We start from the raw sequence: 25,673 nt of genomic DNA, 5'->3' as shown, positions 1-25,673 counted from the left end.
TAAGCCCTTTGGCCATGAGCGACACCCCCATGACTGATCCCGACCTCTCTCACGTCGGCCCGCGCGACAAGGCCGAAATCCTGGCCCAGGCGCTGCCCTACATCCGAAAGTTCCACGGCAAGACCCTGGTCATCAAGTACGGCGGCAACGCCATGACGGACCCGGCCCTGCAGGCGGACTTCGCCGAGGACGTTGTGCTGCTCAAGCTGGTGGGCATGAACCCGGTGGTGGTGCACGGCGGCGGCCCGCAGATCGAGGCGGCGCTCAACCGCCTGGGCAAAAAGGGCCAATTCATCCAGGGCATGCGCGTCACCGACGAGGAAACCATGGAAGTCGTCGAGTGGGTGCTGGCCGGCCAGGTGCAGCAGGACATCGTGGGCCTGATCAACCAGGCCGGCGGCAAGGCCGTGGGCCTGACCGGGCGCGACGGCGGCATGATCCGCGCGCAAAAACTCAAGATGCTCGACAAGGACGACCCAACCAAGGAGCACGACATCGGCTTTGTCGGCGACATCGTCAGCATCGACCCCAGCGTGGTCAAGGCCCTGCAGGACGACGCCTTCATCCCGGTGATCAGCCCCATCGGCTTCGGCGAGGCAAACGAGAGCTACAACATCAACGCCGACGTGGTGGCGGGCAAGCTGGCCACGGTGCTGAAAGCCGAGAAGCTGGTGCTGCTGACCAACACGCCCGGCGTGCTCAACAAGGCCGGCGAGCTGCTCACCGACCTGAGCGCCCGCGAGATCGACGAGCTGTTCGCCGACGGCACGATTTCGGGCGGCATGCTGCCCAAGATCGAAGGCGCGCTGGACGCGGCCAAGAGCGGCGTGAACGCGGTCCACATCATCGACGGCCGGGTGCCGCACGCCATGCTGCTGGAAATCCTGACCGACCAGGCCTACGGCACCATGATCCGATCACACTAGCCACCCAGTGATGACGCGCCCGGACTCTTCGCAAGCTGCCACCGTGGAACCGGCTTTGCCGGGCCACAGGTGGCGCCCCCTTGAGGGGGTGGCGCCAAAGGCGCCATGGGGGGAATCCAGGTGAGACTTCTGTTAGTTGAAGACGACGTGATGGTGGCCAGCGGCATCAAGCTGGGGCTTAGCGACGCCGGTTACGCGGTCGACTGGGTCGGCAGCGCCGAGCGGGCCGAGGAAGTCCTCCAGGGCGAAACCTTTGACGCCGCCATCATCGACATCGGCCTGCCGCGCATCGACGGGTTGGAACTGACCCGGCGCCTGCGCCGCGGCGGGCTGACCATGCCGGTGCTGATCCTGACCGCGCGCGACGCCCTGCAGGACCGCGTCCAGGGCCTGGACCTGGGCGCCGACGACTACATGGTCAAGCCCTTTGAGCTGCCCGAATTGCTGGCGCGCCTGCGCGCGCTGCTGCGCCGCTCGCAGGCGGCCACCAGCGCCACCCTGAGCTTCGGCGCGCTGGAACTCGACACCGCCAACCGCGAAGCGCGCGCCAACGGCCAGTTGATAGAACTCGGCCCGCGCGAGTGGACGGTGATGGAATACCTGCTGATCAACGCCCCGAAACCCGCCAGTAAAGACAAACTCTTGCAGGCCATGACAGGCTGGGACAAGGAAATCACGCCCAACGCCATCGAGGTCTACATCTCGCGCCTGCGCGGCAAGCTGGAGCCGCACGGCATCGCCGTTCGCTCGATCCGGGGTTTTGGCTATCGCCTGGAATTGACGGAAGCGGCGTCCGGCGCGGGCGCCGAATAAGCGGCGCGGCCATGGACTCCCCCGGCCAACCCCGGGCCGCCGGCCTCAAAGGCCGTCTCCGCAGCCTGGCCCTGCGCACCGGCAACAGCCGCCTGGTGCCCGCCGCCATGAAGTCCGGCCTGCAGCGCCGCCTGCTCTTGCTGTTGCTGGTGCCGCTGGGAATTTTCGCGCTGGTGAGCATTTACTTTGACTACCGCACCGCCGGCAACGTCGCCCTGCAAAAAGACCAGCAACTGCTGCGGCTGATTCCGCTGCTCGCCGATTCGGTGGTGGCGCCCGGCCCCACGCCAGGCAAGGGCCCCGTGCTGCTGCTGGCGCCCGAGGTGGAGGATTTCCTCAAGGGCCGCACCAAATCCGCCGGCTTCCGTATTTCGGGCGCCGAAGGGCAGTTCCTGGCCGGCGAGATCTGGATTCCCGAAATTCTGCCGGCCACGCACGACCCCGAGTTCCACAGCATTGAATTCAACGGCGTGATCTACCGCATCGCGGCCCAGCGCATCAAGACCGCCGCGGGCGAGCTGATCGTGGAACTGGCCGACGGCTCGGACCCGCGCCAGCAGTGGGTGCGTTCCGTGCTGCTCAAGGTGCTGCTGCCCAACATCATCCTGGTGCTGGCGGCCGGCTTTGCCGTCAACTGGGCCGTCACGCGGGCGCTCAAGCCGCTGATCGAATTGAAAGACGCGGTGGAGCGCCGCAGCCCGCGCGACCTCAGCGCCATAGACCCGCTCACCACGCCCGCCGAAGTCCAGCCGCTGGTCAGCGCGCTGAACCGCCTGTTCGGCCTGGTCAACGACCAGGCGGAAGGCCAGCGCCGTTTCGTCGCCGACGCCGCGCACCAGCTGCGCACGCCGCTGGCCGGCCTGCAGGCCCAGGTCGAAGCCTGGGCGCAGGCGGCCAAGGTGGCGCAGGCCGGCGGCTCGGACGGTGCGGTCACGCTGCCGGCCGACAAGATCATCAAGCTGCGCAACGCGACGCGGCGCACTTCCCAACTGGCCAACCAGCTGCTGGCCCTGTCGCGCGCCGACGCGTCGGCCGCCGCGGCCCAGCCCATGCAGCGGGTGGACTTGAAGGATTTGTGCGAGTCCATCCTGCCGCTGCACCTGGATGCCGCCACCCGCAAAGGCATAGACCTGGGCCTGGAAGCCCAGCCCGCCCAGGCCACCGGCTATGAATGGCTGCTGCGCGAACTGCTGGGCAACCTGGTGGACAACGCCGTCAAATACACGCCGCCCGGCGGCACGGTGACCATACGTTGCGGTCCCGGCCCGCAGGGCGTCGGTGACGCCGGGCAATCCGGCGTGTTCCTGGAAGTTGAAGACGACGGCCCGGGCATCGCGCCGCACGAGCGCGCCAAGGCCTTGCAGCGTTTTTACCGGGTGCAGGGCACGGTGGGGGAGGGCAACGGCCTGGGCCTGGCCATTGCCAGCGAAATTGCCCGTGTCCACCATTCCCAGCTGGAACTGGACGACGCCGTCGCCGACGCCCCGGGACCGCGTGGATTGCGGGTCCGCCTGAGTTTGTAGTTCCCCGGCCACAGTGAGCGCTCGCTGTTACGAAACAGAACGTTGTAGCTTCGCCTCACGCGGTAAAACCCGGGCATCGCAAGCCCTGATCCGTCACTTCCCTGTGCGAGAATCAATTGCAACGATTTCCGGTTTTTTGAAACATTCTCCATTCCATCGCCTATGTCCGACTTAGCGTCTGAATCCGAAGTGAGCCCGCAGGCCACGCCAGCATCCGCCGAGCCTGCGGTGCGCAAGCGCCCCAAACCGGGGGAGCGCAGGGTCCAGATCCTGCAGGCGCTGGCGACCATGCTGGAGCAGCCGGGCGCCGAACGCATCACCACCTCGGCCCTGGCCGCCAAGCTGGACGTGAGCGAAGCGGCCCTGTACCGCCATTTCGCCAGCAAGGCCCAGATGTTCGAAGGCTTGATCGAATTCATCGAGCAAAGCGTCTTCACCCTGATCAACCAGATCGGCGAACGCGAACCCGACCACGCTGCCCGCACCCGCAAGCTGGTCGTCATGATCCTGCAATTCGCCGAAAAGAACCCCGGCATGACCCGCGTCATGGTCGGCGATGCCCTGGTGTTTGAGAACGACCGGCTGCAGGAGCGCATGAACCAGTTCTTCGACAAACTGGAATCCAGCCTCAAACAAAGCCTGCGCGACGCCGCGGCCGCCAGCGGCGCCGCCACCCCCACGGTGGACGCCCAGGTCCGCGCCTCCGTCATCGTCGCCTTTATGGTCGGCCGCCTGCAGCGTTTTGCCCGCTCAGGCTTCAAGCGCTTGCCGTCCGAGCACCTCGAAGCCAGCCTCGCGACCATATTGGGCTAACAAGAGCCATCCCTGTCGGACGCGCACTTCGTGTCGCGCCTTTTCCCCAGGGGACGGGCGCCTTGGGGCCGGCAAAGCCGGACCCCGGCCCCCACTGATAAAGAATCACCCCCTCGCGCGGCCCGCGGGTCAACTGACGGTCTCAGTCCGTTAGGCTCATCCCCACCTTGCCGGCCGCGCCCACGATTTCCTCCCAGGTGCTGGCGTCGATCTCGATGCCGTCGCGCTCACGTTCCACGCGCGCGCGGCGCTCGGGCTCACCGGCAATCTGCACGCCGTGCACGCCGTCGGCCGGCGGGCTTTTGCGCAGCCATTCGACAAAGGCCATCGCCTCGCTTTCCATCGCCGACTGCGTGCCGAGCTTGCCCGGGTCTATCAGGATGGTCAGCATGCTGTTGTAGACGGCGCGCACGCTCACCGTCGGGTGGTGCCAGGTGCCGCCGCCGGTCAGCGCGCCGCCTAGCAATTCGCAGGCCACGGCCAGGCCGTAGCCCTTGTGTTCGCCGAACGGCATGAGCGCGCCGAAAAATCCATTGGCCTGCGGCACCACCACCACGCCCGGGTCGGTGGTCGGCTGGCCGTGCTCGTCAATCAGCAGGCCGGGCTGCACCGACTTGCCCTGGTTGTGCGCCACGCGCATCTTGCCCTGGGCCACGCGGCTGGTGGCGAAGTCCAAAATGAAATGGGCCCCCACGCTCGTCACTTCGTGTACTTCGCTGCCCCCCGAGGGGGCTGTGCTTGCTTGGGGCGGCCCGGCGCGGCGCACGTCGGCGGGCTGTTTCAAGGGTATGCCTATGCAGCAGGGGTTGGTGCCGTAGCGGCCGTCGGCGCCGCCCCAGGGCGCCACCACCGGACGCGTCATCACGTTCACGAAGTGCAGCGACACCAAGCCTTGCGCCACCGCCATCTCGGCGAAATGGCCTATGCGGCCCAGGTGGTGCGATTCGGCCAGCGCCAGGATGCAGCTGCCTTGCTCTTTGGCGCGGGCCATGCCCAGCAGCATGGCCTGCTCGCCGACCACCTGGCCGTAGCCGCGCTGGCCGTTGAGGCTCAGCAGCGCGCCGGCGTCCAGCACGGTCTTGACCTGCGCATTCGGCGTGAGGCCGCCTTCAAGCACCGCGTCCACATAACGCGGCAGCATGCCCACGCCGTGCGAGTCGTGGCCGCTGAGGTTGGCCATGACGAGGTTGGCGGCGACCTTGTCGGCTTCTTCGGGCGAGCTGCCCGCGGCAACGAGGATGCGGGCGCAGTGGGCGCGCAGATCGGGGGCTTGAAGGGTTTTTTGCATGGCCTGCGTTTACATCACCGCGCCAACTTGCCAGGGCACGAACTCGTTCTGGCCGTAGCCGTGTTTTTCGCTCTTGCTCGGCTCCCCCGAGGCCGTGGCCAGCACCATCTCGAAGATGCGCTGCCCCATCTCCTGCACCGAGACACCGCCGTCGATGATCTCGCCGCAGTTGATGTCCATGTCTTCTTCCTGCCGCTGCCACAGCGCCGAGTTGGTGGCGAGCTTGAGCGAAGGCGAGGGCGCGCAGCCGTAGGCCGAACCGCGGCCGGTGGTAAAGCAGATGATGTTGGCGCCGCCGGCCACCTGGCCCGTGGCGCTGACCGGGTCGTAGCCCGGCGTGTCCATGTAGACAAAACCGTGCGCGCCCACGGGTTCGGCGTATTCGTACACCGCCTCCAGGTTGGAAGTGCCGCCCTTGGCGACCGCGCCCAGGGATTTCTCCAGAATCGTGGTGAGCCCGCCGGCCTTGTTGCCCGGCGAGGGGTTGTTGTTCATCTCGCCTTCGTTGATCTCGGTGTAGTGCTCCCACCATTTGATGCGCGAGATCAGCTTCTCGGCGATGTCCGGGCGCACCGCGCGCCGCGTGAGCAAATGCTCGGCGCCGTAGATCTCTGGCGTCTCGCTGAGGATGGCGGTACCGCCGTGCGCCACCAGCAAGTCGACCGCCGCGCCCAGGGCAGGGTTGGCGCTGATGCCCGAATAGCCGTCGGAGCCGCCGCACTGCAGGCCTATGGTGATGTGGGCGGCGCTGCAGGGCTCGCGTTTCACGGCATTGGCTTGCGGCAGCATCTCCTTGATCATCGCGATGCCCTTGGCCACGGTCTTGGCCGTACCGCCCGTGTCCTGGATGCTGAAGACGCGCAGGGTTTCACCCTCGCGCAGGCTGCCGTGGGCCAGCCAGGCGTTGATCTGGTTGGACTCGCAGCCCAGGCCCACCACCAGCACGCCGGCGAAGTTGGGGTGCGTCGCATAACCCGTCAGCGTGCGCTGCAAAATCTGCAGGCCCAGGCCGTCCGAATCCATGCCGCAGCCCGTGCCGTGCGTGAGCGCCACCACGCCGTCGACGTTGGGAAAGTCATTGAGTGCGGAAGGATTGTTCTGCCGCGAAAAATGATCGGCAATCGCGCGCGCCGCGGTGGCCGAGCAGTTGACGCTGGACAGGATGCCGATGTAGTTGCGCGTGGCCACACGCCCGTCGGGCCGCTTGATGCCCATAAACGTCGCCTCGCGCTTCGCGGGCGCCGGCTTCACGTCGGCGCCGAAGGCATAGTCGCGCGCGAAGTCGCCCTTGTCGGGCCCCATGTCCAGGTTGTGCGTGTGCACGTGTTCACCCGGCGCGATGGGCTTGCTCGCGAAGCCGATGATCTGGTTGTAGCGCCGCACCGGCTCACCCTCGGCCAGCGCGCGCGTGGCGATCTTGTGGCCGGCGGGGATCAGGCCTCGCACAGTAATGTCTTCAACCTGGGTGCCGCCCACCAGCTGGGCGCGGGCAATCAGGACGTCGTCGGCGGGATGGAGGCGAATAAAGGGCGTCATGGTGGGGATCTCTGCGTTTTCAATCAAGTGCCATCGCGGAACCGGCTTTGCCGGGCCGCAGGTGGCGCCCCCTGAGGGGGAGGCGCCGAAGGCGCTTCGGGGGTGGGTTCATTTTAGTAAAACATCTTCGGCAGCCAGAGTACTGCCGCAGGGAAATAAGTGATGATGCCCAGGCTCAATAGCAGCGGCACCAGCCAAGGGAGGATGGCCATTGTGGTCCTCTCCACTGAAAGGTGGGCCACGCGCGCCAGCACAAACAGCACCATGCCCATGGGCGGGTGCAACAGGCCGATCATCAGGTTGAGCACCATCACCAGGCCGAAATGCACCGGGTCTATGCCCAGCTGCGCGGTGATGGGCAGCAGAATGGGCACCAGGATGGTGATGGCGGCCGTGGGCTCCAGGAAGCAGCCGACAAACAGCATCAACAGGTTGGCCAGCAGCAAAAACACCCAGGGGCTTTGGGTAAAGCCCAGCACCCACGAGGCAATTGCCGTGGTCACGCCGGTGGCCGTCAGCATCCAGCCGAAGATGGACGCGGCCGCCACGATGAAGAGCACGGTGGAAGTGGTCTCGACGGTGTCCAGGCACACCTTGACGAACATCTTGAACTTCAGCGCCTTGTACCAGAAGAAACCCAGCACCATGGCCCAGACGCAGGCCGCGATCGCGCCTTCGGTGGGCGTGAACAGGCCGGTCGTCATGCCGCCTATCAGCAGCACCGGCGTCATGATGGGCAGCACGGCCTCGAATTTGAAAATCTTGTCGAGCACAAACAGCGCGACCAGCCCGGCGATTACCGTCACCTGCGCCGGCGCGCCCGCCTTCGTGATCAGCAGCCACAGGACCAGCGGCCAGGCCGCCACCACGCCCAGCTCGATCAGGGCCTTGGCCAGCTTGCTGCCCGAGAACTTGATGTCGGCGCCCCATTTGTTCTTGTGGGCAAAGTAAGCCACCGTCAACATCATCAGCACCGCCATCAACAGGCCCGGCAGCAGACCGGCCAGGAACAGCGCGCCAATCGACACATTGGCCATCATTCCGTAGATCACAAACGGCAGGCTGGGCGGGATGATGGGGCCCAGCGTGGCCGAAGCGGCCGTGACGCCGACCGCGAATTCGGACGAGTAGCCGTGCTCTTTCATGGCCTTGATCTCGATGGTGCCCAGGCCGGCGGCGTCGGCAATCGCCGTGCCGCTCATGCCGGCGAAGATCACCGAGCCCAGCACGTTGACGTGGCCCAGGCCGCCCTTGAGCCAGCCCACCAGCGCCAGCGCGAAGTTGTAGATGCGGGTGGTGATGCCGGCGTTGTTCATCAGGTTGCCGGCCAGGATGAAGAAAGGCACGGCCAGCAGCGGAAAGCTGTCAATGCCCGACACCATGCGGTGTATGACGACAAAAGGCGGCAGGTTGCCGGTGACCAGGATGTAGACCAGCGAGGCGCCGGCCATGGCGATGGCCACCGGTATGCCGGCGCCCATGAAAATCAGGAAGAATATTTTGAGCATGATGGTGAGGTATCTCCCGCGTTCAGCGGTCTTCCATGGTGGAGTCGGGGCGTTCCAGCACGCTGTAGCCGCGCCGGTAATGGATCAGGGCCACCTGCACCGAACGAAACAGCATGGCGGCAAAGCCCAGCAGGCACAGGCCGTAGACGATGTTCATGGGCATGTCCACAATGGTCATGCGAGTCTGGTTGCCGATTTTTTCCATCATCTGGATGGTCATGAACACCGCCGCGCCGTAAAAACCTATGCGCAACACGTCCGTTACCGTCGACATCACGCGGCCCACCTTGGCAGACATGTGGCGGTAGAAAAAATCCACCTGGATGTGGTTGTTCTTGGCCACGCCTATGGCCGCGCCTATGAAGACCACGGCGATCAGTTCATAACGCGCAATCTCCTCGGTCCACGCGGCCGAGTCGTTGAAGACATAACGCGTGATGAACTGGTACAGCACCGTGGCGCCCAGCACCCAGAAAAAAGCCAGTGCCACCCAGCCTTCGACCGTGACGGTAGACAGGTCCACCGCCTCGTCCTCGGTGTGGAAGGAACCGTCGTCGCTGATGATTTTTTCGCTCATCTTGTCTCCTTGTTTTTGTCTTGCAGGCAGGGCGCCGGTAGTCGCCCGGAAAGCGTAGCGAGCGGTCCGAGGTCGCGTCGAGAAGCGCAGCCGTACTCCAGTACGGCGAGCATCACAGGTGCGAGATCGGTCCGCGCAGTAGCTTTACGGGCGGCTACCTATTTGAGATTAACGATGCGGTCGTAATCGGCCTGGCGGTAGCCTTGATCAGCCGGCGTGGTGTTCTTCAGCACCGCCGCACGGAAGGCGTTCTTGTCGACCGTGATCACGTTGTTGCCCTTTTTCTTGAACTCTTCCACCAGCCTGGCTTCCGAGGCGATGATCTCGCGGCCGGTTTTTTCGGCGGCTTCCAGCATCACGTCGCTGAAGATCTTTTTCTCGTCGGCGCTGAGCTTGCCCCACAGCTGGCCCGAGACCACGGTCAGCAGCGAGTCGACGATGTGGCCGGTCAGCGAGATGTTCTTCTGCACTTCATAGAACTTCTTGGCTTCAATGGTGGGCAGCGGGTTCTCCTGCGCGTCCACCGTGCCGTTTTGCAGCGCCAGGTAGACCTCGGCAAAGGCAATCGGCGTCGGGTTGGCGCCCAGCGATTTCGGGAATGCCATGTAGGCCGGCGCATCCGGCACGCGGATCTTCAGGCCCTTCATGTCTTCCGGCTTGGAGATTGGCCGCGCCGCGCTGGAGGTGACGTGGCGCGCGCCGTAGTAGTTGAGCGCCGTGATGTGGTTGCCGCTTTTCTGGTCGTAGCCGGCGGCCAGTTCCTTGAACACGTCGCTCTTGGCGAACTTGAGCTGGTGCTCGGCGTCGCGGAAGATGAAGGGGAAATAGCCGATCGCCAGCGGCGGGTAGGTGCGGCCGGCAAAGCTGGCACCCGTGAGGATGATGTCCACCGTCCCCAGCGTCAGGCCCTGGTTGATGTCGGCCTCTTTGCCCAGCGTGGAGGCCGGGAACACCTGGATCTCGTACTTGCCGTTGGTGCGTTTCTTGATTTCGTCGCCGGCCCAGACCGACCATTTGTGGAAGGGCTCGGAAGTCTCATAGACGTGCGCCCATTTGAGCTTGGTCTGCGCGACGGCAAGGCCGGAAAAGCCCAGCGCTCCGGCCATCAGCGCGCAGGCGGCAAGGGTTTTGACGGCGAATCGTTTGTTGTGCAATGCGTTCATGGTTGTCTCCTCGAAGGGTGTTGCTGGCATGAGGGAAGGGAAACGGCGTGCGCGCCAGTGCGCACGCCGTGAAGCCGGGGTCTAAGAGCCTGTTCAATGTCTAAACGGGGCCGCGTTGGGATGCAATCGGGATGAGTGGGCCGACCGGGCACGCTGCATGGGCTCATGCCCATGCAAGAGCTCGGGTGGCTCAATCGCCCGATTTCATCCCAACCCGAAGGGCAAGCGCCTTCTCGGGCGGTCTGCGGCGTTGCGGCGCTAGCCCATAGCTGCACTATGGGCGTCGCACCGCGCCTTGCATCCCATCCCGAGAAGGTACTTGCGCGGCCTCGTTTAGACATTGAACAGGCTCGTTGCTCAGTTCTTCAGGTTGAGCTTGTTGACGAGTTGCTTGAAGTTGTCGTTGTCATGCACCATCTGCGCCTTGAAGGCGGGGCCGTCGGCATAGGCATAACCCAGGTTGAGCTTGTCCATGACTTCGCGCATGACGGGTTCTTCGGCGGCTTTTTTGGTCATCGCGCGGATGTAATCGACCACTTCAGGCGGAGTGCCTTTGGCCACGCCCAGGCCGCGCCAGGTGCCGATGGAGAGGTCGACCTTGCGTTCCTTGAAGGTCGGCACATTCTCAAAACCCTTGACGCGCTGGTCGGCCATCACGCCGAGGATCTTCAGCTTGCCGGCCGCCACGTGCACGGCGACTTCGGCTGGGCTCACGCCCACGGCGTCCACATGGCCGCCCAGCAGGGCCAGCACGGCGGGGCCGGCGCCCTGGTAAGGGATGTGGTTGAACTTGGCGCCGGTTTTTTCTTCCAGCGAAGCGGCGGCCAGGTGCCAGATCGAGCCGTTGCCGGCGTTGCCGACCTTCACGTCGCTGCCGGTCTTTTTGGCGGCGGCAAGGAAGTCTTCAATCGTGTTGTAGGGCGAATCGGCGCGCACCGTGATGGCGGCCGGGTCGGCGTTGAGGCGGGCTATCGGGATGAAATCGTCCTGCGTGATCTTGGTGATGCCCATGTGCGGCAGGATGGTCACTTCGACAAACAGCATGGCGATCTTGTAGCCGTCGGGTTTGGCGTTGACCACGTCGGCCAGGCCGATGGCGCCGCTGGCACCCGGCTTGTTGTAGACCACCAGCGGCTGCGTGGTGTATTTTTTGGCCGCTTCCGCATAGGCGCGCGCCAGCGAATCGGTGCCGCCGCCGGGCTGGAAGGCCACCATCACTTCAATCGGCTTGTTCGGGTAGGCCTGCGCCCAGGCGCCGCCGCTGAGGCTGGTGAGCAGCAGCAGGGCCGTGGCCAGCCGCTTGGAGGTGTTCAGGAGGTTCATGCTTTTGTCTCGCTTTCTTTTCTTGTAGGAGTCAGGGGTCAGGGGTCAGGGGTCAGGGGTCAGGGGTCAGGGTTGAGGGAAGGGGAACGTTATTTTTTGGCGGCCTTCGGCTGCTTGGCCTGGCGCCAGCTCACGCTGAAGCGTTTGTGCGACTGGTCCATGTGTTCGTGCATGGCGATGCGCGCGGCGTCGGCGTCATGGTTGCGCACCGCGTCCAGGATCGCCTGGTGTTCCGCGATCGCCGAGCGCCAGGAATCCACCGTTTCAAAGTGGCCGCCCAGGCGTTCAAACAACGGGCCGCGCCGCGAGTCCCAGAAGCGCTGTATGGTTTCAATCAGCACCACGTTGCCGCAGGACTCGACGATGGCGGTGTGGAACGCGCGGTCGCCTTCCAGCGGCAGCACGCCGTGGTCGGCGTCGTGCTTCATGCTGGTGATGGCCTTGGTCATCGCGTCTATGTGTTTGCGTTTGGCCTGCGTCGCGGCCATGGCGGCGACCTCGCCTTCGACCACGCGGCGCGCGCGTATCAACTCCAGCGGCCCCCATTCGTCGGGCGAAATCTGTTCGGCCTGCCCATTTCCATGACCGTCGTGGCTGGGCGGCTTGGTGCGGTCCAGCACATAGACGCCGGAGCCGGTGCGCACTTCGACCCAGCCTTCGACTTCCATCGCGATCAGCGCTTCGCGCACCGAAGGCCGGCTCACGCCCAGCTGCCGCGCCAGGTCGCGCTCGGCTGGCAGGCGCGCGCCCACGGCCCATTCGCCGGCGGAGATCAGCGTGCGCAGCTGCTCGGCGATCTGGCGGTACAGGCGTTGCGGTTCGACGGTCTGCAGGGGCATGGAGGAGGAAGCGGTGAAGGCGGAGGGCTTAAGGGTTAGCCAGAATTGGACAAGTGGTCAGGCCAATTAATAATCCCATGAAAGCCCCGGGCCAACATCCGGCAAAACCCTGTAGGAGCATTGATGAGACTTGAAGGAAAAAAAGCACTGGTCACGGCGGCGGGCCAGGGCATAGGGCGCGCCAGCGCGCTGGCGCTCGCGGCCGAGGGCGCGCAGGTGTGGGCGACCGACGTGAATACGAAATTGCTGGAGAGCTACAAGGGCGTGGCCAACATCACCGCGCTGCCGCTGGACGTGCTCGACAAGGCCGCCATCCACCAGCTGGTGGGCGGCCTGCCGGCGCTGGACGTGCTGTTCAACTGCGCGGGTTTTGTGCACGGCGGCAACGCGCTGCAGGCCACCGATGAAGAACTCGAATTCGCCTTCCAGCTCAACGTGCGCGCGCAGTTCTGGATGATCCAGGCGGTACTGCCCAAGATGCAGGCCAAAAAAGGCGGCAGCATCATCAACATGGCCAGCGTCTGCAGCAGCATCAAGGGCCTGCCCAACCGTTTTATCTACGGCACGACCAAGGCCGCGGTGATAGGCCTGACCAAAAGCGTCGCGGCCGATTTTGTCGCCGACGGCGTGCGCTGCAATGCGATCTGCCCCGGCACGGTCGACACGCCCTCGCTGCAGGACCGCATCAACGCCAACGCCGACCCGGTGGAAGCGCGCAAGGCCTTTGTCGCGCGCCAGCCGCTGGGCCGCCTGGCCCAGGCGCATGAAATCGCGCCGCTGGTGGTCTTCCTGGCCAGCGACGAATCCGCCTTTGTGACCGGCCAGGCCTACAACATCGACGGCGGCATCACCATATGAACCAGCTAGACCTCCAAGGTCGCCACGCGGTCATCACCGGTGGCGCCGTGGGGCTGGGTTTTGCGATCGCGGAACGTTTTCTCGCCTCGGGCGGCACGGTCACGCTGTGGGACATCAACCCCGAAGCGCTGGCTAAAGCCAAAGCCGCGCTGGGCGCCGGCGCGCACCCCGTGGCCGTCGACGTCGCCAGCCATGCGAGTGTGGTCGAGGCGGTCAAACAGACCGTCGCGCACAACCCGGTAATCGACGCACTGGTCAACTCGGCCGGCATCACCGGCCCCAACGTCAAACTCTGGGACTACCCGCCCGAGCAGTGGATGCAGGTGCAGCAGGTCAACCTCAACGGCCTGTTCTTCTGCTGCCGCGAAGTCGTGCCGCACATGCGCGCGCGCAACTACGGGCGCATCGTCAACATCGCCTCGGTGGCCGGCAAGGATGGCAACCCGAACGCCAGCGCCTACAGCGCCAGCAAGGCTGCGGTGATCGCGCTGACCAAATCATTGGGCAAGGAACTCGCCGATACTGGCGTGCGCGTCAACTGCGTCACGCCGGCTGCGGTGAAGACGCCGATTTTTGAGCAGATGACACCGGAGTTCATCCAGTTCATGCTCTCGAAAATCCCCATGGGCCGCTTCGGCACGCCCGATGAGGTGGCTGCCCTGGTCGGCTGGCTGTGCACCGAAGATTGTTCTTTTTCGACAGGCGCCGTGTTTGACCTTTCCGGCGGCCGTTCAACGTATTAACTTTTAACCTGATTCATCCAAAGGAAAAACCATGAAACTCGTTCGTTATGGCAACCCCGGCAAGGAAAAGCCCGGCCTCATCGATGCCAACGGCAAGCTGCGCGACTTGAGCAGCGTCATCAAGGACATCGGCCCCGACCAGCTCGGCGACGCCGCGCTCGCCAAATTGAGCAAACTCAAGACCGACAAGCTGCCGCTGGTCAAGGGCTCACCGCGCTACGGCAGCCCGGTCACCGGCACCCGCAAGTTCATTGCCATCGGCCTCAACTACGCCGACCACGCCGCCGAATCCGGCTTGCCCATCCCGGCCGAGCCCGTCGTCTTCATGAAAGCCACCAGCTGCATCCAGGGCCCCAACGATCCCATCATGCTGCCCAAGAACTCGGTCAAGACCGACTGGGAAGTCGAGCTCGGCGTGGTCATCGGCAAGCAGGCCCGCTACGTTTCGCAAAAATCCGCGCTGGACCACGTGGCTGGCTACTGCACCATCAACGACGTCAGCGAACGCGAATTCCAGATCGAGCGCGGCGGCACCTGGGACAAGGGCAAAGGCTGCGACACCTTCGGCCCGCTCGGCCCCTGGCTGGTCACGCGCGACGAAGTGCCGAACCCGCAAAAGCTGTCGATGTGGCTGGAAGTCAACGGCAAGCGCGTGCAGAACGGCAGCACCAAGACCATGATCTTCAGCGTCGCCAAAATCATCAGCTACGTGAGCCAGTTCATGACCCTGGAACCCGGCGACGTGATCACCACCGGCACCCCGCCCGGCGTCGGCCTGGGCATGAAGCCACCGGTTTTCCTGAAGAAGGGCGACACCATGTCGCTGGGGATTGAAGGTTTGGGTGAGCAGCACCAGACTGTGGTGCCGTTCAAACTCGTAAAGTAAGAAGTAAAGCTTTAAGGCCGGCCTTTGGAATGCTGGAGGCGCGGCCCGTTTTAGCTGCGGGCAAATTTGAAGAGTCCTTCAAATTGGCCTGCATCGGCGGCTCTTAGCGCGTCTATGTATTGACGGCGGGTGTCTCCATCAGGCCCGAGGTCCGCATTCGCACCCCACGAAAAGCGCTCGGCGCCCAGACTTTTGACCAGAACGTCGGCCATCATGCGGGCGTGACGTCCGTTGCCGTTCGGGAATGGATGGATCAGCACCAGGCTGTGATGAAAGCGCACAGCGATTTCATCGGCTTCAAAAGCTTTCTCCGCGACTTGATAACCTGTGTTGTCCAGCAACTGGCGCAGCTTCACGCTGACCTGTTCCCAGGCTATGCCGATGCTCTTGTCGGTTGACCGGAACGTTCCCGCCCAACGCCAGGTCTTGTCGAACATGCGCTTATGCAGCGTGCGTACAAAGCCTTCATTCAGCAACTCTTTGCCACGCTGGCGTGGGCCGAAGGCCCAGCGCTGGCCAGCGAGGATGTTGGCTTGTTCGTATTCATTGAGCTCGGCTTGAGTCGTGATGTGCCTGGGAATCAACCCGCCCATTTCGTCTGGATCAATCGGCGTCTGGCCGGGCGCGTAGTCCAGCTTGATCACCATAGGGCACGCCTGGATTTTTGCGCCAGCAGCATTTTGGCCAGGGCATCAATTTGCCGTTGCCGGTTTGCGCCTTGCACGGTCTGGTCTTCGAGCGCCATGGTGTGCTCAACGGGTTTCATTTCCTCTGAAATAACTTCTCGTGCGCGGTCCAATAGCATCTGTTCCAAGGGTTGCCGGGGCACCAGCGCATAGCGAAGCTCGCAATTGAGGGCGTCGGCCATTTTTTGCAGGCTCGCCAGGGTGATGGTTTTATCGGCCTCGGCTTTCTCCAGCTTTCGAAGCCCCGACGCAGTCATCTTCAGGCGGCGCGCCAGGGCCGTTGCACTCATGCCAAGTGCGGTGCGGATGGTCGCCGCCCAGCCATGCGGAGGCCTTGATGGCAGATCTGCTTCACGCCACCTGGAAAGGGCTGTCTCCACCTGAAGCAGCCTTAAGGCGTCAAAATTTGAGGTACTCATAGGTTTGTATTTTATCAATAAAAATATACCTATAGGTATATAAATATATATAAAAAGAGAACCTAAAGGTATCGAAATAAGGGGAGGCCGCATACCCGTGAACCGTAGAATTGTGCGATTCGCAGGGTTAACCCGTGCTCGTCCTAGGCCAGATGCCCTAGAAACTCCCCTGGTCTTTGCAATGTCATCAAAGTGTTGCAAAATAGAACGACCGTTCGTTTTATTTTGTAGCACCCATGCCCGTCACAGAACTTCCCGCCAAAGCCTCCCGCGCCCCCGTTGTGGGCAGCGCTGTGGCCAAAAGCCAGCAAAAAGGCCAGCAGACCAAGGCGGCCATTGTGGATGCGGCCCTGGGCCTGGCCACGCAGATCGGGCTGGAAGGCCTGAGCATAGGCGCGCTGGCCGAGGTCATGCGCATGAGCAAGTCGGGCGTGTTCGCCCATTTCGGCTCGCGCGAGGAACTGCAGATCTCGGTGATCCGCGAATACCACGTGCGCTTTGAGGAAGAGGTCTTCTTCCCGGCCCTGCAGCAGCCGCGCGGCCTGCCGCGCCTGGCGGCGCTGTTCCACAACTGGATGAAACGCACCTCGCTGGAGATCGATTCGGGCTGCCTTTACATCAGCGGCGCCGTTGAGTTCGACGACAGGCCGGGCCCGGTGCGCGACGCGCTCGCGGGTTCTGTGCGCACCTGGCTGGCCGCCATGTACCGCGCCGTGGTGCAGGCCAAGGAGGCCGGCCACCTGCGCCCCGATGCCGACGAGCACCAGATGGCCTTTGAAATCCACGGCCTGATCCTGGCGCTGCATTACGAAGCCCGCTTCCTCAAGACGCCCGGTTCCATGGACCGCGCCAACACGGGTTTTGCCAACATCCTGGCGCGTTACGGCGATGGCGCCGCAACGGCCGCTTCCTCCACTCCTTCTTCCGCTTCGCCCAAAAAAGCTTCGGGCAAAGCCTCCCCTTCCAAACCGGTTTAACGCTAAAGGACCCACCCACCATGCCACAGTACAGCCCGCCCCTGCGCGACATGCAATTCGTCATGCACGAAGTGCTCAAGGTCACCGACGAATTCAAGGCCATCCCCAAGCATGCGGACGTCGACGTTGACACCATCAACGCGGTGCTCGAGGAAGCCGGAAAGTTCGCCGCCGAGGTGACCTTCCCGCTGAACATCAGCGGCGACGAAGAGGGCTGCAAGCTCGACAAGACCACGCACGAAGTCACGCCGCCCAAGGGCTTCAAGGAAGCCTACGCGCAGTACGTCGAAGGCGGCTGGGCCGCGCTCAGCTGCGACCCGGAATACGGCGGCCAGGGCCTGCCCTTTGTGCTGAACCAGTGCCTGTACGAGATGCTGAATTCGGCCAACCAGGCCTGGACCATGTACCCGGGCCTGTCGCACGGCGCTTATGAAGCCCTGCACGCCCACGGCACCGACGAGCAGAAAAAACTCTACCTGCCCAAGCTCACCAGCGGCGAATGGACCGGCACCATGTGCCTGACCGAGCCGCATTGCGGCACCGACCTGGGCCTCTTGCGCACCAAGGCCGAGCCGCAGCCCGACGGCACCTACCGCCTGACCGGCAACAAGATCTTCATCAGCGCCGGCGAGCACGACATGGCCGCCAACATCGTGCACCTGGTGCTGGCCCGCCTGCCGGACGCGCCCCAGGGCAGCAAGGGCATCAGCCTGTTCGCCGTGCCCAAGTTCAACGTCGGCAAGGACGGCGCCATCGGTTCGCGCAACGGCATTTACTGCGGCGGCCTGGAGCACAAGATGGGCATCCACGGCAACGCCACCGCGCAGATGGTGCTCGACGATGCCGTCGGCACCATGGTGGGCGCGCCCAATAAGGGCCTGGCCGCGATGTTCGTGATGATGAACGCCGCGCGCCTGGGCGTGGGCAACCAGTCGCTGGGCCTGACCGAAGTGGCCTACCAGAACGCGCTGGCCTACGCCAAGGACCGCATCCAGATGCGCTCGCTCTCGGGCGTCAAGGCCAAGGACAAGCCGGCCGACCCCATCATCGTGCACCCCGACGTGCGCAAGATGCTGCTGACGGCCAAGGCCTATGCCGAAGGCGGCCGGGCGCTGGCGATCTACTGCACGCTGCTGCTCGACAAGGAACTGCACCACCCCGACGAGAAGGTGCGCAAGGACTCCGGCGAAATCGTGGCCCTGCTCACGCCCATCGTCAAGGCCTTCCTGACCGACAACGGCCATATTTCCACCAACGCCTGCATGCAGGTCTTCGGCGGCCACGGCTTCATCAAGGAATGGGGCATGGAGCAGTTCGTGCGCGACAACCGCATCAACATGATTTACGAAGGCACCAACACCATCCAGTCGCTGGACCTGCTGGGCCGCAAGGTGCTGGGCAACAACGGCGCCACACTGAAGAAATTCGGCAAGGTCATTGGCGCGCTGATCGCCGAAGAGGGCGTCAACGAGAAGATGGCCGAGTTCATCAACCCGCTGGCTTACCTGGCCGACCAGATGACCAAGTTCACCACCGAACTGGGCTTCAAGGGCTTCCAGAACCCCGACGAAGTGGGCGCGGCTGCCGTCGACTACCTGCGCGTGGCCGGCCACCTGGTGTTCGGCTACTTCTGGGCGCTGATGGCGCAGACCGCGCTGCGTGAAATCGCCGCCGCGGAATCACAAGGCAAGCCGACCGACAAGTTCTACACGGGCAAGCTGCAGACCGCGCGTTTTTACTTCGCCAAGCTGTTTCCGGAAACCGCCACGCTGATGCGCACGGCGCGCGCCGGCAGCAAATCGCTGATGGAAACCGACGACGCACTGGCCTGAAGTTTTTCAACGAGCAACACACTCAAAGGGGACAAGCATGAAACACGAATTTCTCGCAGCGATTCTGGGCGCAACATCCTTCTGCGCACTGGCGCAGTCCACACCCGTGGGCTTGTGGCGCAGCTTTGACGACAAGACCGGCGAGCCCAAGGCCGAGGTGCGTGTCACCGACAACGCGGGGGTGTTGAGCGGAAAAATCGAAAAACGCCTGCTGCCCGGCGTCAAGCCCGAGGACCTGTGCACCGAGTGCACCGACGACCGCAAGGACAAGCCCAAGCTCGGCCTGGAAGTCATTCGCGGCGCGAAGAAATCACCCGATGCCGAGGTGTGGGTTGACGGCAAGATTCTGGACCCCGAGAACGGCAAAAGCTACAACCTCAAGATGACGCCCATTGAAGGCGGCAAGAAGATGGAAGTGCGCGGCTCCTTCGGGCCTTTCGGCCGCACCCAGGTCTGGCAGCGCTTGCAGTAAACGCGGCGGCTCTCACGCAATTCAGATTCAGAGAAAGAAAACCATGTCACGATTCCAAGTCAAAAAAGTCGCCGTGCTGGGCGCCGGCGTCATGGGCGCGCAGATCGCCGCCCACCTGGCCAACGTCAAGGTGCCGGTGATCCTGTTCGACCTGCCGGCCAAGGAAGGCCCCAAGAACGGCATCGTCATCAAGGCGGTCGAGGGCCTCAAGAAGCTCAAGCCGGCACCCTTGGGCGTGCCCGAGGACGCGGCGCTGATCCAGCAGGCCAACTATGAAGAGAACATGGAGCTGCTCAAGGAATGCGACCTCATCATCGAGGCGATTGCCGAGCGCATGGACTGGAAGACCGACCTGTACCACAAGATCGCACCCTTCATCGCCGAAGGCGCCATCGTCGCGAGCAATACCTCGGGCCTGTCCATCACCAAGCTCAGCGAGGCGCTGCCCGAATCCATCAAGCCGCGGTTTTGCGGCATCCACTTCTTCAACCCGCCGCGCTACATGACGCTGGTCGAGCTGATCAACACGCCGACCACCGAACCCAAGGTGCTGGACGACCTGGAAGCCTTTGTCACCAGCGCGCTCGGCAAGGGCGTGATACGCGCCCACGACACACCCAACTTCATCGCCAACCGCGTCGGCATCGCCAGCATGCTGGCCACCATCAAGGAGGCCGAGGCCTTCAAGCTCACCTACGACGTGGTCGACGACCTGACCGGCAAGAAGCTGGGCCGCGCAAGTTCGGGCACCTTCCGCACCGCCGACGTGGTGGGCCTGGACACCATGGCCCACGTCATCAAGACGCTGCAGGACAACCTCGGCCCCGGCAAGGTGGAAGACCCGTTCTCCGACATTTACGGCACGCCGCCCGTGCTGGCCAGGTTGCTGGAATCGAAAAGCCTGGGCCAGAAGACCGGCGCCGGCTTCTACAAAAAACAGGGCCGCGACATCCTGCGCCTGGACCCGGAAAGCATGGAATACGTGCCGGCCGGCGCCAAGGCCGATGAGGTCGTGGGCCGCATGCTCAAGAAGCCCGCGGGCGAGCGCCTGAAGCTGCTGCGCGAAGCCGAGGGCGCCGAAGCGCGTTTCCTCTGGGCCATCCTGCGCGACCAGTTCCACTACGCCGCCGTGCACCTCGAAAGCATTGCCGAAACCGCGCGCGACATCGACTTCGCGATGCGTTGGGGCTTTGGTTCCAAGCAAGGCCCGTTCGAGCTGTGGCAACAAGCCGGCTGGAAACAGGTCGCCACCTGGATCCAGGAAGACATTGATGCCGGCAAGGCGCTGTCCAAGGCGCCGCTGCCCGAATGGGTGTTCAAGGGCCCGGTGGCCGATGCCGGCGGCGTGCATACCGAGCAGGGATCGTGGAGCGCCTCCGCCAAAAAATTCATCCCGCGCCGCAAGTTGCCGGTGTACGAGCGCCAGTTCTTCCCCGAAGACGTGCTGGGCTCGAAAGCGCCCGCCTTTGAGACGGCCGGCACCACGCTGCATGAAGACGACGCGATCCGCCTCTGGACGCTGGGCGGCGCGAACGATGACGTGCTGATCGCCAGCATCAAGACCAAGATGCACGCCATCAGCCCCGACGTGGCCGAAGGCCTGGCCATGGGCGTGGACCTGGCCGAGAAAAGCTACAAGGGCATGGTCATCTGGTCCAACGACGAGATGTTCTCGGCCGGCGCCGACCTGCAGGCCATGCTGCCCGCCTTCATGATGGGCGGCGCCAAGGCGATCGAGGGGGCCGAGGCCGAACTGCAGAACGTGATGCTCAAGCTGCGTTATGCGGCCGTACCCGTGGTGTCGGCGATTCGCGGTATTGCGCTGGGCGGCGGCTGCGAAATGGCGGTGTATTCGGCCAAACGCGTGGCCGCGATGGAAAGCTACATCGGCCTGGTCGAAGTCGGCGTGGGCCTGGTGCCCGGCGCCGGCGGCCTGACCTACATCGCGCGCCGCGCCGCGGAGAACGCGAGCACCTCGACCAACAAGGACATCCTGCCCTTCCTGACCGAAGGTTTCACCGCCGCAGCGATGGCCAAGGTCGGCACCAGTGCGATTGAAAGCCGCAAGATCGGCTACCTGCTCGACAGCGACGTGATCGTGCCGAACAAGGACGAGCTGCTGTTCGTCGCGCTCAACGAGGCGCGCGCGCTGTTCAACTCGGGCTACCGCGCGCCGCACAAGCGCCAGTTCCCGGTGGTCGGCCGCAACGGCTGGGCCACCATCAAGGGCCAGCTGGTCAACATGCGCGACGGCGGCTTCATCAGCGCCCACGACTTCCACATCGCCGGCCTGATCGCCGGTGTGGTCTGCGGTGGTGACGTGGATGCGGGCACGCTGGTGACGGAAGAGTATTTGATGACCTTGGAGCGCAAGGCTTTCTGCTCCTTGCTCGAACACCCCAAGACCCAGGAACGAATCATGGGAATGATGAGCACGGGCAAACCCGTCCGTAACTGATGTCTGACCACAAACCCAACCGCCTGGAGCGGCAGCTGGAACGGCTCACCGAAGTGCCGGCCTTTGCGCGCCCCTGGTTCCGCAACGTGGTGCTGCGCCGCGCCGTGCCCTTTACCGGAACCGCCGGCCTGGACTTCCTCGAGATGGGCGCGGGCCGGGTCGAGATCGGCATCAAAAACGAGAAGAAAGTGCAGAACCACATAGGCGGCGTGCACGCCTCGGCCATGAACCTGCTGGCGGAAACCGCCACCGGCATGGTGGTGGGCATGAATGTGCGCGACGACTGCATCCCGCTGGCCAAGGAATTGAAGATGGCGTTCAAGAAGCGCGCCACCGGCGCCCTGCGCGCCGTGGCCACGCTGAGCGACGAGCAGCGCGCGGCCATGCTGGCCAGCGACAAGGGTGAAGTCACCGTGCCGGTCACCGTGACCGATGAAGCTGGCGTGAACCCGGTGGAGTGCGAATTTGTCTGGGCCTGGATTCCCTCCGGCCCGCGAAAGTAAGCCTGCGCATGAAGACGGTGGACACCCTCACCCCAACCCTCTCCCGCCCGCGGGAGAGGGAGCAAGAGCGGGAAGCCTCTGTGTCTGGCTCCCTCTCCCGCGAGCGGGAGAGGGCAGGGGTGAGGGTGCGTTCCCGTTCCCTGCGCCAGGGGCAGACCGATGCGGAGGCCCTTTTGTGGGCCAAGCTGAGAAGCCGGCAACTCAAGGACTTGAAGTTTCGGCGCCAGCATCCGATAGGCCCTTACTTCGCCGATTTCGCATGTATTGAGATAGGTTTGGTATTGAATTGGATGGCGGCCAGCATGCAGAGGAAGCCGCTGGCAGCCATGACGAGAAACGTGGCAGCGACATGGCCGCCTTGGGTTTTCAAACTTTACGTTTTTGGAACAACGACGTCTTGAGCAAGACAGAGGCTGTACTTGAAAAGATATTGCAAACAGCCGAGACCCTCACCCTCACCCCCGCCCTCTCCCGCAAGCGGGAGAGGGAGCAAGAAAACAGCAAAGGAACATCATGAGCAAACAAGTCCAGGAAGCCTACATCGTCGCCGCCACGCGCACGCCCATCGGGCGCTCGCACAGGGGCTATTTCCGCAACACGCGGCCCGACGACCTGCTGGTCAAGGCGCTGCAGGCCGTGCTGGCGCAAGTGCCTTCGCTGGATCCCAAGGCGATTGAGGACATCATCTGCGGCTGCGCGATTCCCGAAGGCCCGCAAGGCCTGAACGTGGCGCGCATAGGCGCTGTGCTGGCAGGCCTGCCGACCAGCGTGGGCGGCATCACCGTCAACCGTTTCTGCGCATCCGGCCTGTCGGCCATCCAGATGGCGGCCGACCGCATCCGCGTGGGCGAGGCCGACGTGATGCTCGCCGCCGGCACCGAGAGCATGAGCATGGTGCCCATGTCGGGCAACTCGCCTTCGCTGTCGCCCAATATGTTCCTCAACGACGAGAACGTCGGCATCGCCTACGGCATGGGCCTGACGGCCGAGAAGGTGGCCCAGCAGTGGAAGGTCTCGCGCGAGGCGCAGGACCAGTTCGCGCTCGAGTCGCACCTCAAGGCCATCAAGGCCCAGCAGGCCGGCGAGTTCAGCATGGAAATCACGCCGGTCGAGGTGACCGACCGCACGGCCAACCTGGAAACCGGCGAAGTGATCAGCAAGACCCGCACCGTGAGCCTGGACGAAGGCCCGCGCCCCGACACCTCGCTCGAAGGCCTGGCCAAGCTCAAGACGGTGTTCGCCGCGCGCGGCTCGGTCACCGCCGGCAACAGCTCGCAGACTTCCGACGGCGCCGGCGCGCTGGTGCTGGCCAGTGAAAAAGCGGTCAAGCAGTTCGGCCTCAAGCCGCTGGCGCGTTTTGTGAGTTACGCCGCCAAGGGCGTGCCGCCCGAAATCATGGGCATTGGCCCCATCGAGGCGATTCCCGCGGCCTTGCGTTACGCCGGCCTCAAGCAGGAAGACATGGACTGGATCGAGTTGAACGAGGCCTTTGCCGCGCAGTCGCTGGCCGTCATCAACACGCTCAAGCTGGACCCGGCCAAGGTCAACCGCATGGGCGGCGCGATCGCGCTGGGCCATCCGCTGGGGGCTACCGGTGCGATCCGGGCGGCTACCGTGATTCATGCGCTGCATCGCCATCAGCTGAAGTACGGCATGGTGACCATGTGCGTCGGCATGGGACAAGGCGCGGCAGGTATCTTTGAGCGCGTCTAAGGTTTCAACGGATTTTCTTCGGCTGCCATCAAAAGCATGGCGAGCAGTTGTCAGTGATGGGAGCCGGCAAAGACCGGCAAGGGTATCAACAGGAGACCATCATGCAGATCCAGAATCTCGACACGGGCACATCGCAGCTCTCACTGCGGGTTTACGACGTCACGCAGGCCGCCCACACCAGCGTGGTCATAGGCGGCGCGATGGGCGTGCGGCAGCACTTCTATGCACCGTTCGCGCAGTGGCTGTCCAGCCAGGGTTTTCGCGTCACCACCTTTGATTACCGCGGCTCGGGCGATTCCTTGCCGGCTACGGCCAAGGGCAGCTTGCGCGGCTTCAAGGCCGACCTGCTCGACTGGGCCAGCGACTATGAAGCCGTGGTCGATGCCGCCAAGGCGGCTTTGCCGGATGCGCCGCTGTATTTGCTGGGCCACAGCCTGGGTGCGCAGCTGCCGGGTTTCCTCAAGAACCAGGACAAGGTCGCCGGCCTCGTCAGCATCGCGGCGGGCAGCGGCTACTGGCGTGACAACGCGCCGCAGCTTCGGCGCATGATTTTGTATTTCTGGTACGTGCTGGTGCCGCCGGCCACGCGGCTCTTCGGCTATTTCCCCGGGCGCACGCTGCGCAAGGTCGGCGACCTGCCGGCCGGCGTGATGATGCAGTGGCGCAAATGGTGTTTGAACCCGCAGTACAGCGTGGACGCCGAGGGCGAAAGCGCGCGCCTGAGTTACGGCAAGGTCAGCTTCCCGGTCACGGCGCTGTCCATCACCGACGACGAGCTGATGACCTGGCGCGGCACGCAAAACCTCATCAACCTGTATGCCAACGCGCCGCGCACCTTTGAGCGCATCGCCCCGGCCGACCTCCAGGTCAAGCGCATAGGCCATTTCGGTTTCTTCCGCGAGCAGTTCAACCACACCCTCTGGCCGCACGTCCAGAAAATCATCGAAGGCATGGCCGGCGTCGCGAAGACGACGGCCTGAACCCGCACCTATGGCGACCCTGCATCCCTTTGACGAAGCGCTGCGGCTTGAAGCTGCTGGCAGCGACAGGCCCGATACCTGGCTGGGCCACAGCAGCCCCGGCTACTGGAACATGGTGGGGCCCTTTGGCGGCACCACGGCGGCCACCGCGCTGCGCGCCATCCTGCTGCACCCGGCCCTGCTGGGCGAGCCGGTGGCGCTGACGGTGAACTACGCCGCCGCCATGGCCGAGGGCGCATTCACCGTGACGGCCAGGCCCGCGCGCACCAATCGTTCGACCCAGCACTGGACGGTGGAGCTGTCGCAGGACGGCGATGCCGGCGGCGCCGTGATGACGGCCACCGCCGTCACCGCTGCGCGCCGCGAGACCTGGAGCCAGAACGACACGCCCATGCCCGCGGTGACCCTGGACGATGCCTCGGGCCGTCTGCGCTTTGCCACATCCGAGTGGACCAACCGCTACGACATGCGCGCGGTGCGCGGCATCATCCCGCAGGTGTGGGACGGCAGCGGTGTGGACAGCCTCACGCAGCTGTGGGTGCGGGACGATCCGCCGCGCCCGCTGGATTTCCCGGCGCTGGCGGCCCTGGCCGACGTGTTCTACCCGCGCGTCTGGCTGCGCCGCGCCACGCGCGTGCCGGCCGGCACGGTCTCCATCACGACCTACTTCCATGCCGACAGCCGGCAGCTCGCGGAATGCGGCAAGGGGTTTTTGCTGGGCCAGGCGAAGGCCCAGGCCTTTCGCAACGGATTCTTCGACCAGGCCGCGCAGCTGTGGAGCGAAGCCGGCGTGCTGCTGGCCACGAGCACGCAGCTCGTCTATTACAAGGAATGAGA

Annotated in this window: 24 protein-coding genes and 1 pseudogene; 16 read left to right on the top strand and 9 right to left on the bottom strand. The window is 64.2% G+C overall.

Features of this window, described 5'->3' with window-relative positions:
- The first annotated feature begins 29 nt into the window (after nt 1-29).
- The 4 genes from argB (at nt 30) to slmA (ending at nt 4,075) form a co-directional block, all read left to right on the top strand.
- Nucleotides 30-926 carry an acetylglutamate kinase gene (argB, locus tag ACLV8F_RS02965; protein WP_411882753.1) on the top strand — a complete coding sequence of 299 codons (897 nt, stop codon included), beginning with the start codon at nt 30-32 and terminating at the stop codon, nt 924-926.
- A gap of 120 nt (nt 927-1,046) precedes the next feature.
- Nucleotides 1,047-1,739: a response regulator gene (locus ACLV8F_RS02960; RefSeq protein ID WP_411882752.1), complete on the top strand. Its 693-nt coding sequence runs from the start codon at nt 1,047-1,049 to the stop codon at nt 1,737-1,739.
- A 107-nt stretch (nt 1,740-1,846) separates the two neighbouring features.
- Entirely contained in the window at nt 1,847-3,262 is a 1,416-nt protein-coding gene (locus tag ACLV8F_RS02955) for an ATP-binding protein (RefSeq protein ID WP_411882865.1), read from the top strand.
- A gap of 162 nt (nt 3,263-3,424) precedes the next feature.
- Nucleotides 3,425-4,075 (top strand): nucleoid occlusion factor SlmA, encoded by a 651-nt coding sequence (slmA, locus tag ACLV8F_RS02950; protein ID WP_411882751.1) that lies wholly within the window; start codon nt 3,425-3,427, stop codon nt 4,073-4,075.
- A 142-nt stretch (nt 4,076-4,217) separates the two neighbouring features.
- Here the strand turns inward: slmA and ACLV8F_RS02945 are convergent, their stop codons facing one another.
- The 7 genes from ACLV8F_RS02945 to ACLV8F_RS02915 form a co-directional block, all read right to left on the bottom strand.
- On the bottom strand, nt 4,218-5,363 hold the full coding sequence (locus ACLV8F_RS02945) for an Ldh family oxidoreductase (protein WP_411882750.1): 1,146 nt from the start codon (nt 5,361-5,363) through the stop codon (nt 4,218-4,220).
- 9 nt (nt 5,364-5,372) lie between these two features.
- A complete protein-coding gene (locus ACLV8F_RS02940) occupies nt 5,373-6,899 on the bottom strand; it encodes a UxaA family hydrolase (RefSeq protein ID WP_411882749.1) in 1,527 nt (508 codons plus the stop codon).
- 113 nt (nt 6,900-7,012) lie between these two features.
- Entirely contained in the window at nt 7,013-8,407 is a 1,395-nt protein-coding gene (locus tag ACLV8F_RS02935) for a TRAP transporter large permease (protein WP_411882748.1), read from the bottom strand.
- Between the two features lie 22 nt (nt 8,408-8,429).
- The gene (locus ACLV8F_RS02930) at nt 8,430-8,984 is read right to left on the bottom strand and encodes a TRAP transporter small permease (RefSeq protein WP_411882747.1); all 555 of its coding nucleotides are present in this window, start codon (nt 8,982-8,984) and stop codon (nt 8,430-8,432) included.
- A 158-nt stretch (nt 8,985-9,142) separates the two neighbouring features.
- On the bottom strand, nt 9,143-10,147 hold the full coding sequence (locus tag ACLV8F_RS02925) for a sialic acid TRAP transporter substrate-binding protein SiaP (protein WP_411882746.1): 1,005 nt from the start codon (nt 10,145-10,147) through the stop codon (nt 9,143-9,145).
- A gap of 357 nt (nt 10,148-10,504) precedes the next feature.
- The gene (locus tag ACLV8F_RS02920) at nt 10,505-11,470 is read right to left on the bottom strand and encodes a tripartite tricarboxylate transporter substrate binding protein (RefSeq protein WP_411882745.1); all 966 of its coding nucleotides are present in this window, start codon (nt 11,468-11,470) and stop codon (nt 10,505-10,507) included.
- Between the two features lie 89 nt (nt 11,471-11,559).
- Nucleotides 11,560-12,309, bottom strand: a complete 750-nt coding sequence (locus ACLV8F_RS02915; protein WP_411882744.1) for a FadR/GntR family transcriptional regulator — start codon at nt 12,307-12,309, stop codon at nt 11,560-11,562.
- 123 nt (nt 12,310-12,432) lie between these two features.
- Between ACLV8F_RS02915 and ACLV8F_RS02910 the strand changes: the two genes are divergently transcribed.
- From ACLV8F_RS02910 to ACLV8F_RS02900, 3 genes are read left to right on the top strand one after another with little or no spacing between them, the layout of a single operon-like run.
- Nucleotides 12,433-13,167 (top strand): SDR family oxidoreductase, encoded by a 735-nt coding sequence (locus ACLV8F_RS02910; protein WP_411882743.1) that lies wholly within the window; start codon nt 12,433-12,435, stop codon nt 13,165-13,167.
- A complete protein-coding gene (locus ACLV8F_RS02905; RefSeq protein WP_411882742.1) occupies nt 13,164-13,910 on the top strand; it encodes an SDR family NAD(P)-dependent oxidoreductase in 747 nt (248 codons plus the stop codon). Before ACLV8F_RS02910 ends, ACLV8F_RS02905 begins: the two co-directional genes overlap by 4 nt.
- Nucleotides 13,911-13,941: 31 nt before the next feature.
- Nucleotides 13,942-14,796, top strand: a complete 855-nt coding sequence (locus ACLV8F_RS02900; RefSeq protein WP_411882741.1) for a fumarylacetoacetate hydrolase family protein — start codon at nt 13,942-13,944, stop codon at nt 14,794-14,796.
- A gap of 50 nt (nt 14,797-14,846) precedes the next feature.
- Here ACLV8F_RS02900 and ACLV8F_RS02895 read toward each other — a convergent pair whose 3' ends face one another.
- The gene (locus ACLV8F_RS02895) at nt 14,847-15,443 is read right to left on the bottom strand and encodes a mobile mystery protein B (protein ID WP_411882740.1); all 597 of its coding nucleotides are present in this window, start codon (nt 15,441-15,443) and stop codon (nt 14,847-14,849) included.
- On the bottom strand, nt 15,437-15,901 hold the full coding sequence (locus ACLV8F_RS02890; RefSeq protein ID WP_411882739.1) for a mobile mystery protein A: 465 nt from the start codon (nt 15,899-15,901) through the stop codon (nt 15,437-15,439). The genes ACLV8F_RS02895 and ACLV8F_RS02890 overlap by 7 nt, the downstream gene beginning before the upstream one ends.
- Before the next feature lie 236 nt (nt 15,902-16,137).
- Here ACLV8F_RS02890 and ACLV8F_RS02885 point away from each other — a divergent pair, with 236 nt between their 5' ends.
- The 9 genes and pseudogenes from ACLV8F_RS02885 to ACLV8F_RS02845 all read left to right on the top strand — a co-directional run bounded on the left by ACLV8F_RS02885 (nt 16,138) and on the right by ACLV8F_RS02845 (nt 25,671).
- Nucleotides 16,138-16,878: a TetR/AcrR family transcriptional regulator gene (locus tag ACLV8F_RS02885; RefSeq protein WP_411882738.1), complete on the top strand. Its 741-nt coding sequence runs from the start codon at nt 16,138-16,140 to the stop codon at nt 16,876-16,878.
- 20 nt (nt 16,879-16,898) lie between these two features.
- On the top strand, nt 16,899-18,710 hold the full coding sequence (locus ACLV8F_RS02880) for an acyl-CoA dehydrogenase C-terminal domain-containing protein (protein WP_411882737.1): 1,812 nt from the start codon (nt 16,899-16,901) through the stop codon (nt 18,708-18,710).
- Between the two features lie 37 nt (nt 18,711-18,747).
- The gene (locus ACLV8F_RS02875) at nt 18,748-19,182 is read left to right on the top strand and encodes a DUF2147 domain-containing protein (protein WP_411882736.1); all 435 of its coding nucleotides are present in this window, start codon (nt 18,748-18,750) and stop codon (nt 19,180-19,182) included.
- 43 nt (nt 19,183-19,225) lie between these two features.
- Nucleotides 19,226-21,640: a 3-hydroxyacyl-CoA dehydrogenase/enoyl-CoA hydratase family protein gene (locus tag ACLV8F_RS02870; protein ID WP_411882735.1), complete on the top strand. Its 2,415-nt coding sequence runs from the start codon at nt 19,226-19,228 to the stop codon at nt 21,638-21,640.
- The gene (locus tag ACLV8F_RS02865) at nt 21,640-22,143 is read left to right on the top strand and encodes a DUF4442 domain-containing protein (protein WP_411882734.1); all 504 of its coding nucleotides are present in this window, start codon (nt 21,640-21,642) and stop codon (nt 22,141-22,143) included. The genes ACLV8F_RS02870 and ACLV8F_RS02865 overlap by 1 nt, the downstream gene beginning before the upstream one ends.
- Before the next feature lie 8 nt (nt 22,144-22,151).
- A pseudogene (locus ACLV8F_RS02860) lies at nt 22,152-22,660 on the top strand (endonuclease domain-containing protein).
- Entirely contained in the window at nt 22,657-23,856 is a 1,200-nt protein-coding gene (locus tag ACLV8F_RS02855; protein ID WP_411882733.1) for an acetyl-CoA C-acyltransferase, read from the top strand. Before ACLV8F_RS02860 ends, ACLV8F_RS02855 begins: the two are co-directional and overlap by 4 nt.
- A 101-nt stretch (nt 23,857-23,957) precedes the next feature.
- Nucleotides 23,958-24,836 carry an alpha/beta fold hydrolase gene (locus ACLV8F_RS02850; protein ID WP_411882732.1) on the top strand — a complete coding sequence of 293 codons (879 nt, stop codon included), beginning with the start codon at nt 23,958-23,960 and terminating at the stop codon, nt 24,834-24,836.
- Between the two features lie 10 nt (nt 24,837-24,846).
- Nucleotides 24,847-25,671 carry an acyl-CoA thioesterase gene (locus ACLV8F_RS02845; protein ID WP_411882731.1) on the top strand — a complete coding sequence of 275 codons (825 nt, stop codon included), beginning with the start codon at nt 24,847-24,849 and terminating at the stop codon, nt 25,669-25,671.
- Nucleotides 25,672-25,673: the final 2 nt, after the last annotated feature.

Source organism: Polaromonas sp. YR568, assembly GCF_943369675.1.
Classification (GTDB): domain Bacteria; phylum Pseudomonadota; class Gammaproteobacteria; order Burkholderiales; family Burkholderiaceae_C; genus Polaromonas.
The sequence above is the reverse complement of the archived record's forward strand: the minus strand, read 5'-3'. Positions and strand labels throughout refer to the sequence as shown.